Genomic DNA, 11,645 nt, shown 5'->3' on the forward strand with positions numbered 1-11,645 from the left:
TAAATCTTTATAAAGAGAATATAAAAAATCATAAAGTACTAAAAAGCAAAAAGACCACTGCCTATGTTCTGTACTTTCAACCAGCAGCGGCCTCTAAATTATTGTAAAAAAATAAAATTAATGTTTTGCAAGTGGAAGGCTGAACTTTATGCCCAGACCGCCATACTCAGAAGAATATGCATAGATTTCTCCACCATGATGTTCAATAATTGATTTACAGCTTGCAAGTCCAAGCCCTATCCCGCCATTTTCAATTTGCCGAGATTTATCCACAGTGAAAAATTTAAGAAATAGTGAAGAGATATCCTTATCCGGCACTCCAGTCCCATTATCCTCAATTTCAAAATAGGCATAAGAACCTTGTGAGTATCCAGTCATATACACTTTCAACTCATTATTTCCTCCATATCTTACAACATTACTGAAGAGATTACCAAAGACCCGACCAATCATAATTTCATTGACCATAAGCATTACATTTCCCGTGAATAAATGTTTGTAAACAAGCTCACAGTCAAGTCCTGATAGCTCATATTCATATTCTAGGGCAATGTTTTCAAATAATTTTGATGCATCAACGGGTTTCACAGTCATGGATTCTAAATCCTGTTTCTCTTTGGTGAAGCTTACAAAGTCATTGATGAGTTCAGCCATATATTTTGACTTTTTTTGTATCAACTCATAATATTCCTGCTTTTCATTTTCTGATAGACCCTTTTGCATAGCTAACAGTTCAGCAAAACCATTAATAGATGTTAATGGTGCTTTTAGATCGTGAGCAATGGCAGCAATGATATCCGTTTGCTCTTTGTGTGCTAGTTGGAGCCTCTTTTCCATCTTATTAAAGTGATTATAAAGGTCTCCAATTTCATCATTACTCCTTAATGCAAGTGGAGGCAATGGATGCACAATATTTATTCTTTCCAATCTGGTATTAAGCAGTCCGATTGGTTTTTCTATAAAAAAATAAATATACATAATCAAAATAATAAAGATGAAACAGGCAATAGCAAATATAGGAAAGAGTAATCCTATATATGAGGGATTCAGTAATGAACTGGATATAGGTGAATATGCTGCAAAGATAAACTTTAAATAGATTCCAATTGAAACCATAAAAACTATAAACATCACTAGGAACAGTAAAGGCAGCTTTATTTTCAGTTTCATACCATTACTCTCTTTCCTTATACTTATATCCGATGCCCCAAATTGTTTTAATAAAGTCATATTCAGGACCAAGTTTCTTACGGATATTTTTTATATGAACCGTTACGGTATTTAATTCTCCGTATTCGTCTCCCCAGACATATTCATATATCCGCTCACGAGTCAATACATTATTGGGGTTATGCATGAGCATGGACAATATTTGAAATTCCTTTGTTGATAAGTTAAGCTTTCTGTTATTTAGAAATGCTTCAAAGGTCTTATCATTCAAGATGAGAGGAGAATCTGTCCCTTCTCTATTGGGACTAAGTTCATTCCACTCTTTAAGCAGCCTGTCAACTTTTCTGAAGTTGGCCCTTATCCTGGAAGTAAGCTCCTGAATGCTAAAGGGCTTTGTCATATAATCATCTGCCCCTATTTCGAGCCCAACGATTTTATCAATATCCTTATCCCGAGCGCTTAAAAACAGAATTGGAGCATTATAAGAATTTCTGATGCTTCGGCAGACATCAAGACCATTCATACCAGGCATCATTATATCAAGAATGATGAAATCAATGTGATTTTCTTTCAATGCACATAAGGCTTCTTTCCCAGAATATGCTGGAATCGTTTCAAATCCCTCATAACTTAAACTCTTTGTTATGAGTTTTACTATATCTTTATCATCATCTACAATTAATATCTTTTTTTGCACTTTTGCACCTCCGAGCTGCTTTAATATACTTTTGCGAGTCTACCAGTTGCGGCAGCATGATGCAATGAATACAATAACAAGAATAGCGACCAGATTGGCCATCCCGCCCTAAATGAGAAACGAGACGGCCAAAATTAACACAGCCTGCGTAAACAAAGCGATGCTGGCTAACAAAGGCGGTGAATAACGGTCCACCAAAGGACCCCCGAGAAAGCTGAAAATCGACGCCGCAGATACGGCCGTATACGTGAAGCTGGTCATCGCCACCGACTGTGTCGATTGCTGAACAAAATACAGCAGGACGATAGAATAAATGCTATCCGCGATATTGGCAGAAGTACGAGATGCGAAGAAACGGATAAAACGGCTATCCTTAAACAATAGATTCACATCTTCATCTTCTTACTGCAAAATAGTCAAAGCATTCAAAAGCCTGTCACGAGCAGTCTGGAAGATTTGATGGATATACTGCCGGTTTTCTTTATATGGAATAGTAAGTGAAATTTTCAGAATATCCCCTACATGCTCTGACTCGAAGAAAATAACCTTGTTGACATTAGTCTGTGTGCTTTCAGTATATAGATTGTCGAGCAATTCTGCATTATCGCGTCCCTCACCTAAATAGTTGAATACGATGGGCAGCTGTCCAAGTCCCTTTTTCAAAAAGCTACTGGATACTGGGTAAGCTTCCTCCATTTCCGCATTGAAGATCAGGTTGAAAAAGTTCAAATGATAGCGTGAAGCAAAGTCCAGATGGGTATGGATGCTCTTTTCATAGGGTTCCATGTCATCTTCCTGCAGTACAACGGGGATATGATCAATACACTCGCCTACGATTCCAAAATAATTCCGGTCGCCATATTGCCTTCCATAATTAGTAAGCCAAAGCGGAACATCAGAGCCTTCGAAATAGCTGCTGAAAAAACGTACAGCCATTTGAAGCGAAATCTCCCACATCATCGCAGGGCCGTGCTGCTCTGAAATTCCGCTTAAATTCAGCGTACAGCGATATCTAGTAGTGTCAGCATAGTTGCGTTCTTCGGTCAGCGCGTGGATACGTTCATTATTCTCACCAAATCTCTGAAGTTCGAATTGCTCGCTGATTTCCTGATCCCTGATTCCTTGAGGGCCTTGACGGATATGGTTCACATAATCCCGGTACTGCACCTCTTCTGTCGTATATTCCTGTTGCGGGTGATGATATTCATCAAGAAGCTGTCTGCGTAAGATGTCGCTGCTCGTAGCATCAAAGATGATGTGCGAGCAAGGAAATAACAACAGATGTTCACGCAAATTTAAGCGAACCAGGACAATCCGGTACTGCAACGATTGTGTAAGTTCATAAGGTTCTAAAAACAGGCTGGAAGCGATAGATAAAAGTAGCCTGCGTTGTGCTTGTATCGGCTGATCCGAGAGATCAACAATCGGTAAAGAAAGATGCTCTGGAGCTGGATGCAGTTCCCATTCCCATGCTCCGGACGATTGAACAAGCACACTTCTTAGCAATTCATGGCGGTGAAGAAGCCGCTGAACTGTTGCGGTCAAACGCTCGGTGTCCAAGTAGCTATCTAACTGTATTGCCATGCCCGAGCCTGTAAAATGCTGCAAATGATACTGCTGAGCTGGTGCAAGCGGATAGCACCCAATAGCATTTAGACTTAATATATTGGTATTCCAGCTTATATTTGACTCGGCAATGCTAGCAAGCCATTCATCGGCTTGTAGTTTAAGTAAGGTTTCTTGTTCTTCGTTAGTTGGTAGAGTCCCAAAAATTCTATCTGGTTCGTCGGTTCCCCAGCGAACGATATAATGGGGATGAAGGTCTGGATGGATACGAGATTGGATAAACGCTGTGATTGCCTGAACTTGTTCTGTGTGAAAAGGCTTAACTTGCAGGAACAAGTAGTCTTGCTTATCGGCGGATACGAAATGAAGCCATGCCTGTACACCAAACGCATCGGCAATTGCCTGCTCAACCTCCTGAGTTTTCGCAATAAGCGTATCCGTGTTCTCTCCGCCCTCTTCACCACGTTGTAACAGCTTGGCCAGGTTTCTGATCGTTTGATATCGCAGCAATTGATGTATATCCAGTGGAATGTTCGATTCCTGCATTTTGGATACCAGCTGAATGGCCTTCAATGAATGACCTCCAAGCTCGAAAAAGCCGTCGTCAATGCCGACCTTTTCAACGCCAAGCACTACTTGCCACAGGTCCGCCAACTGTTGTTCCACTTCATTAGTCGGAGCAACATATTCCATATCGGTACCGCTGGCCATTTCTGGTTCAGGCAATGCTTGGCGGTCGATTTTACCGTTCGTTGTCAGAGGAAAAGCCCGCAGGAACACATACTGGGCAGGAATCATATAATCCGGCAACTGGCCAGTCAAATGGGTCTTCATATCACTCTTAGATAGCGGTACGTCGGTTGAGATATAAGCACAGAGCGTTTTTTGACCATCGTTTGTGCTTTTTACCGTTACGTGCGCCTCCTGAACTGCATCATGCCTCATGAGCTGGGTTTCAATTTCCCCAGGTTCAATACGAAATCCGCGGATTTTAACCTGCTGGTCTATCCGTCCGAGATACTCCAGATTGCCATCGGGTAGCCATCTGCCCAAATCACCTGTCCGATACATTTTTTCGCCCGGAATGAATGGATTAGGGACAAAATTTAGCTGGGTCAGATCATCCCGGTTCAGGTAGCCACGCGCGAGACCATCCCCGCCAACACATATTTCTCCTTGAGCACCAATGGGCAGCAGCCTGCTTGAAGAATCCATAATATAAACGGTTGAATTGCCAATCGGACGGCCAATAGGAATGCTGTTATATTCCTTATCAATCGGGAAATAAGTAGAAAAGGTGGTGTTTTCCGTAGGGCCATAAACGTTGATAACGTTCAGTCCCGGAGAATGTGATCTCACTGTATCAATGATCCCGGATAAAAGCACATCCCCGCCCACCAGCAGGTGATTTAGCGAAGCAAAGAGATTTGGTTTATGCTGGGTGAGCTGATTAAACAAAGGCGATGTCATCCACATCGTTGTAATATGATATCGATCCAGCGCTTCACCAAGCTGAACAGCATCCAAGATTACGGATTCCGGTACAATGTACAAGCGCAATCCGTTCAGCAAAGCTCCCCAAATTTCAAAAGTACAGGCATCGAACACGAGCGCCCCTGTTAGCAAAATGCGTTCGTTCTCGGCAAACGGCATGTAATTGGTGTTCTTCACTAGCCGTATGACATTCCGGTGTTCAATCATGACACCCTTGGGACGCCCGGTTGAACCGGATGTATACATGACATACGCCAGGTCGTCTGCTGTCATCGATTCAGAAAGAATGAAGTCGTCTGAATCGTAGGAGTTGATGTCTGCCAGATCCAGAACCATACCGGAGAAATTGAAAGTGTTCATCTGTTTTCCCTTGCCGGACAGGGTTAGCAAAATTTCGCTGCCGCTATCCTGAAGCATGAACATAATCCGTTCCTGCGGATAAGAAGGCTCCAGCGGCAAGTAGGCTTCACCCGCCTTCAAAATACCAAGAATACCGATAATCATTTCTGGTGAACGTTCAGTCAAAATGCCTACGATGGTATCCGTCACAACGCCCAGTTTCCGCAGTTTCGAGGCCAGTTGATTAGCTTTTATATTTAATTCGTGGTAGGTTAGCTCACAATCTTCAAATACAACCGCTACTGCTTCCGGTGTTTTCTCTGCTTGTTCTTTAAAGGCGCGATGTATAGTGTGATCCGATGGGTACGGTCTTCGTGTATCGTTAAATTCAAACAAAATCTGTTGTTTTTCCTCTGCCGTCAAAAGATCAATCTCCGAAACCCGGATATTTGGGTTCTGAATCACTTGCTCCATGATTTGGATGAGGTGGGCAGCCAATTGTTTGATCGCATTTTTGTTATACGTCAATGCATTATAACTAAATTTGATTTCCAGCTCGCGCCCAGGCATGACGATTACATTTAAATCATAGTTGGTCTGTTCAATATCCTCAACTTTACCAACACGGAGAGATTTGGATTTTACTTCCGTGTCCACAAGTTCTTCCGAAACGGGGAAATTCTCAAATGCAACAATATGCTGGATCAGGTTTTGTTTTAGTACACTATGGGCTTGAATATCAGCCAAGGAAAAATAGGAATACCGATTGGACTCCATCAAGGAATCCTGTATAGACGTAAGCAAGTCGGAAAACCGAAGTTCTGCGGAGCTTTTAATACGTACAGGTATGGTATTAATGAATAATCCGATCATATTTTCAATCCCAGGGATTTCATCAGGTCTGCCCGACACAACGGACCCGAAAATGACATCATTACTATTGTTGTACGCTTGTAGTAACAAGCCCCATACGGTTTGAAATAAAGTGCTGACGGTAACACAGTTTTGCTTGGCCATTTGCTCCATGCCTTGGGTCAGCTGCTCTCCCCATGTGCATATGAGCTGCTCTGCCTGAAACGAAGAATCAACGGAGCGGGTATAGCCGGGCACGACGGTTTCATTTTCAAAGTCATCCACATAATGGTTCCAGTATGCTGCTGCTTCCTCTTTATTTTGTCTTTCCAACCACTGAATAAAGCTACTGAATGGATAGACGGGCTCTAATGTTAAAGGCGTATCGTCCCGAAGTGATGTGTAAATTTCAAAAAAATCTTTGGCTACCGTTCGCAGGCACCAGCCGTCCATAATTATATGATGAGAAATCCAGATGAGCTTTGAGATATCCTCATCCCACTGCACAAGCGCTAACCGGATGAGTACTTCCTTCTCCAGATCAAAGCCTCTCTGCCGCTCTTCCTGTAAAATGGCTTGGAGTCGTCTCTGCTTTTCCGCCTCTGGTAGACCGCGCACATCTTCGGTATGCACAGGAGTAGCTGATCGTTCCTCCAGTACAACCTGAAGCGGACGATCCGTCTCCTTATACACGAATACCGTACGGAAAATATCATAGCGGTCAATCAGCCTTTGTAGGCTTCGGCTGATTAGGTTGGTATCCATAGCTTCATGAATGGTAATAATCGTTTGTTCGAAATAAGCCTCTGACTTTTCATCAGCTATGGCATGAAATAGCATTCCCTCCTGCATCGGGGAAAGCGGATAGAGGTCTTTAACTTTCACTTGGTGGTTTAACAGCTTATCCGTCAAGCGGTTTGCAATATTTTCAAACTGGTCCAAAGACAATTGCCCATATGTAAAATCCGTCGGGCTTTGTTCTGCTGTTTCCTTAGCACAGCAATGGCGAATAAGTTCGATCAGATGATTCTTAAAGCTGGCTGTAAGTTGTGCCACCGTCGATGCTTCATATTCACGCGCGTTATATTCGAATACAATGCTGAGTCTTTCATTAGCCACCACACCATGAATACCAAAGCCGGGTGCTTTTTCAGTCAGAGGGCTGATTGCAGAACCGGCAAACATGGATAGTGCCGAGGTACGCCATGTTGTAACTTCTCTGGCTTCTTCGTCAAAGCTAAAGCTGATCTCAGGTGGCTTGGCAGAAAAAAGGGTTGCTTTATCCTGCTGCTCCCTGTTGGTCAAATAGCGTAAAATACCATAGCCAGCACCCTGGTTGGGTACACGCCGCAAATTGTCTTTAACCAGCTTGATTTGATAGGCCAGATCTTCGGGCTTGCTCACATGTACCACAAACGGATATACGGACGTAAACCGGCCAACTGTACGGGATACGTCAATGTCTTTAATCCAATCCGTCCTGTTATGACTAGCCACCTGGACTGCAATTTCAGCATGTCCGCTCCATTCATAAAAAGCTAATCCTAGCGACGTCAGTAAAATATCATTTATTTCTGTATTGTAGGTATGGTGCGCGTGTTTCAACAGGTTTTCGGTTTCTGCCCGGCTGAGTGTCATTTCTGATTGGTGTACGTCACGGATGAGGCTAACCGAAACCTCATGATCTTTTGGCAGAGGACGTATCTCACGGGCTTCTACCTCATTCCAATAGTTTATTTCCTGACGCACCTGCGCGCTATGCGCGTACTTGGATAAACGTGCTGCCCATTCCTTATAGGAATCAGTTTTGGCAGGCAGTTGTAGCTTTTGACCGTTAGCAGCCTGCTGATAGGCTTTTTCCAGGTCTTCCAACAGAATTTTCCACGATACACCGTCTACGACAAGATGGTGAATGACGATTAATAAATGGTCGGCTTCCTGCAGCCGGAATAAAGCCAAACGCACAAGCGGGCCGTTACGCAAATCAAAGCCGCGTCGTAACGCGTCAGCCAATTGTAAGATTTCTGCCTCAGGCTGATCAGCATGTAATAAGTTGTAGCTTTCCAATGTGAAGCATTCACCTTCGGCTGTGCCTCTGTTATAGGCGACAGGTTCTTTTTCTCGCTCATCAAAGGTAATTCGCAAGGCATCATGGTGCGTGGTCAGCTTATCCATGGCGCTTCTCAGCCAGGTTTCATTCCATCTTTCGGTGTTCTGGAGCATGACAGCCTGATTGTAATAATGACGTTCGGTTTGATGATACTCAAAAAATTCCCACTGGATTGGCGTCAGCTCCACTGCACCTTGGACTGCCCCTTGCGGGATGATCCGTGTTATTGTCTTAATATAAGGAACGATCAAATCAATCTGCGGATGACGGAACAAATCCTTCATGTCCATTTTGAGGCCCTTTGCATTCAACCGGGCCGCAATTTGCAGTGCTTTGATAGAATCTCCGCCAAGCTCGAAAAAGTTGTTGCGCAGGCCAATCGGTTTAACGCCAAGGACTTCCTGCCAGATGGAAGCGAGTGTCTGCTCCAGTTCGCTCCGCGGCGCTTCATATTCGGTATCGGTCAACACAAAATCTTCGGGTTCCGGAAGCGCATGACGATCAATTTTGCCATTATGGGTCAAAGGCAGTTGATCCAGCACGATAATATGTTGGGGCATCATATAGCTCGGCAACTGCTTGGCCAGCTCTGTCCGCAGGAAGGATTTGTCGGCTGTTCCTGCTACGTAGGCGCACAAATACTTTTGTCCGGTCTTATCCGTTCTATCCGTAACTACCGCTTGGCGTACCTCGTCTAATTGGAGTAAGGCCGACTCAATTTCCCCAGGTTCGATCCGGTAGCCACGAATTTTCACCTGAAAGTCAACTCGGCCGATGAAATCAATGTTGCCATCCGGCAGCCAGCGTGCCAGATCTCCGGTGCGGTACAGACGCTCTCCGTTCACAAAAGGATTCGGTACAAATTTCTCCGCCGTCAAGTCAGGACGGTGCAAATATCCGCGGGCTACTGAGGCACCGCCCAAGCACAGCTCCCCGGCTACACCGATCGGGAGCGGACGCAAAGCCTCATCCAGGATATATACTTTATGATTGGGCAGTGCCTTTCCAATTGGGACGATACCGGATGAAGGCAGACGCTCAGCAGTTTCTTCATAAAAGCTGGAATCAATTGCCGCTTCGGTTACACCATAGGTATTCATGATGCGCATCGTATCACCGAAGCGATTCAAAAGTGTCCGATAATTATCAACGCCAAAGCTGTCCGCGCCTGTAGTAAGCAGCTTCATGGCACTGACATCTGTACCGTGTTCATATACATAGTCCATGAGCAGCGTCAACAAGGCTGGCGGAGCTTCAACCGTCGTAATTTTATGCTGCTCGAGGACCTGGGCCAAAGCTGGAGGATCGTTGCGCACATCCTGCGGGCAGATGACCATGGTGCCCCCGTTCACAAATGTTTTGGCCAGATCACCTGCAAAGACATCGAACGACATACTGGCAATCTGAAGGAGCTTGACTGGAAATTCTTTTAACTGGTGAGCTTCTCTATAGCCCCACGCCGTATTTACGTAATGGCGATGCTCGATCATCACGCCTTTGGCGTTGCCCGTCGTTCCCGATGTGTAAATGACGTAAGCCAAAGCCTCAGGATCATGGATAGGTGTGTAAGTGGGCCCCTGTTGGTAGGCCTGCTCCGCTTGTGAAGCTTGTTGAAGTAATACTGGCAAATCCAGCACTTCACCTGCAAAATCCACATCTGCCAGTAGTTCAGTCAGGGAAGATTGCGTGAGCATAATTGTAGCCCCGCTATCCTGCAGCATGTAAGTAATTCTCTCCTTCGGGTAGGTCGGATCGACAGGTACGTAGGCAGCTCCCGCTTTCATAATGCCTAGCACAGCGATAATCATATCTGCTGAACGCTCAAGCATCACGGCGACGAGATGCTCGTGTTCGACCCCGCGACTTTGTAGCGCTTGAGCAAGCAGATTGGCCTTCTCATTCAGCTCATGATAGGTCAGTGCGGTATCTTCGTAGATGACAGCAGTCCGTTTCGGGACACGTTCTGCCTGCGCCTCAAATATTCCATGGAACGTCCCAGCAGGATAGGCGGCAACCGGTCCGCTCCATACATTGGTGAGCTCAGCCTTCTCGCTAGCAGTCAGCAGGCGAATGTCCTCCAGCGGGAGTTCAGGTGCATGTGCAATCTGAACGAGTACGTGCTCCAAATGTCCGGCTAACCGTTTCATGGCTTCATCGCTGTAGACATAGCGGTTGTAGGACAGCATAAAGCCCAGTGCTTTTCCGTCTTCTACTTCGATATTGAAGTGGTAAGGCGTTTCTTCAGATAACTGGGCGTCCTCTACGACAAATCCAAGCCGTTCCTGCAAATCAGGCCGACCAACTATATCCTCCAGTGGGTAGTTTTCAAATACAACAAAATGATCCATAAGTTGCTGCTTGAGCACAGACTGGGCCTGTATTTCAGCGAGTGAACAATAGTCATATGCCCGTGATTGAACCATGTTGCGCTGCACTTCACGAAGCAGACTTGAAAACGGCTGGTCTGCATCCCATTTGATTCGTACCGGTATGGTGTTTATGAAAAGTCCCAACATCTGTTCTACACCTGCAAGCTCCGGCGGCCGACCGGAAACAACGGTGCCGAAAACGACGTCTTCACTTTGGTTGTATCCTCCAAGCACCACTCCCCATGCGGCCAGAAACAGACTGCTAAGGGTTGTGCCGTTGTGTTCTGCCACCGTTCGCAAATGACGGGTTGTTTCATCCGTGAGTGTTATTTTATGCTCATGTAGCAGGTACCCGGTATCTGCCAGGAGTGAATGTGCTACAGGCAGGGTTGGCAGCACGGCTGGCTGATCATAGCTGTTCAGAATGGACTGCCAGTACTCCTTCGCCGCCTTCTTATCCTGCTTATCCAGCCAACGGGCATAGCCCGTATAAGGCTGCGGTGTCGGCAGTTGTACAGTCTTACCCGCTTTCAGTGCTTCATAAGCCGCGAACAGCTCTTCCATAACGATGCCGAGGCACCAACCGTCCATAATTATATGATGAAAGCTTAAAAGTAGCGTATATACGTGCGTTTTGGTTTGAAGCACCGTCAGACGAATGAGTAAATCCTTGCTCAGATCGTAACGCTGGTTCCGATCTGTGTCTGCATAGCTGCGAATGGCTGCAGCTTGCTCTGCCTCGGGAATATTTATCAAATTCTCGTAACGAAGCACCGCATTTCGCTCCTTAAACACGATGAGCCGCGAACGGGAGGCGCTTTGATGATAAATATTCGAACGAAGCGCCTCATGACGCTGCACCAGAGTCTGGAAGCTCTTTTGCAGAGCCTCCAGGTTCAGTTCACCCCGGATGGTCATTCGTACTTGCTCATAGTAAGCCTGTGATTCCGGCTCCATCACTGTATGAAAGAGCATCCCCTCCTGCAAAGGCGTTAAATTAGCCACTTTTTCGATTTCAAGGCTTTTACTCATCGGATTTCCCCCTCGG

3 protein-coding genes and 1 pseudogene are annotated in these 11,645 nt (G+C 45.3%); all 4 read right to left on the reverse strand.

The window, feature by feature from the left end; all coding sequences use genetic code 11:
* Positions 1-117 precede the first annotated feature (117 nt).
* The 4 genes and pseudogenes from ACU1JV_RS16990 to ACU1JV_RS17005 all read right to left on the reverse strand — a co-directional run bounded on the left by ACU1JV_RS16990 (position 118) and on the right by ACU1JV_RS17005 (position 11,629).
* The gene (locus ACU1JV_RS16990; protein WP_165083924.1) at positions 118-1,170 is read right to left on the reverse strand and encodes a HAMP domain-containing sensor histidine kinase; all 1,053 of its coding nucleotides are present in this window, start codon (positions 1,168-1,170) and stop codon (positions 118-120) included.
* A gap of 4 nt (positions 1,171-1,174) precedes the next feature.
* Positions 1,175-1,867 (reverse strand): response regulator transcription factor, encoded by a 693-nt coding sequence (locus ACU1JV_RS16995; RefSeq protein WP_413986163.1) that lies wholly within the window; start codon positions 1,865-1,867, stop codon positions 1,175-1,177.
* A gap of 111 nt (positions 1,868-1,978) precedes the next feature.
* Positions 1,979-2,257: pseudogene (locus ACU1JV_RS17000) on the reverse strand (hypothetical protein); the annotation flags it as partial.
* 12 nt (positions 2,258-2,269) lie between these two features.
* Positions 2,270-11,629, reverse strand: coding sequence for an amino acid adenylation domain-containing protein (locus tag ACU1JV_RS17005; protein ID WP_413986162.1), 9,360 nt, complete (start codon positions 11,627-11,629; stop codon positions 2,270-2,272).
* Positions 11,630-11,645 lie beyond the last annotated feature (16 nt).

It is taken from the genome of Paenibacillus sp. T2-29 (genome assembly GCF_052921365.1).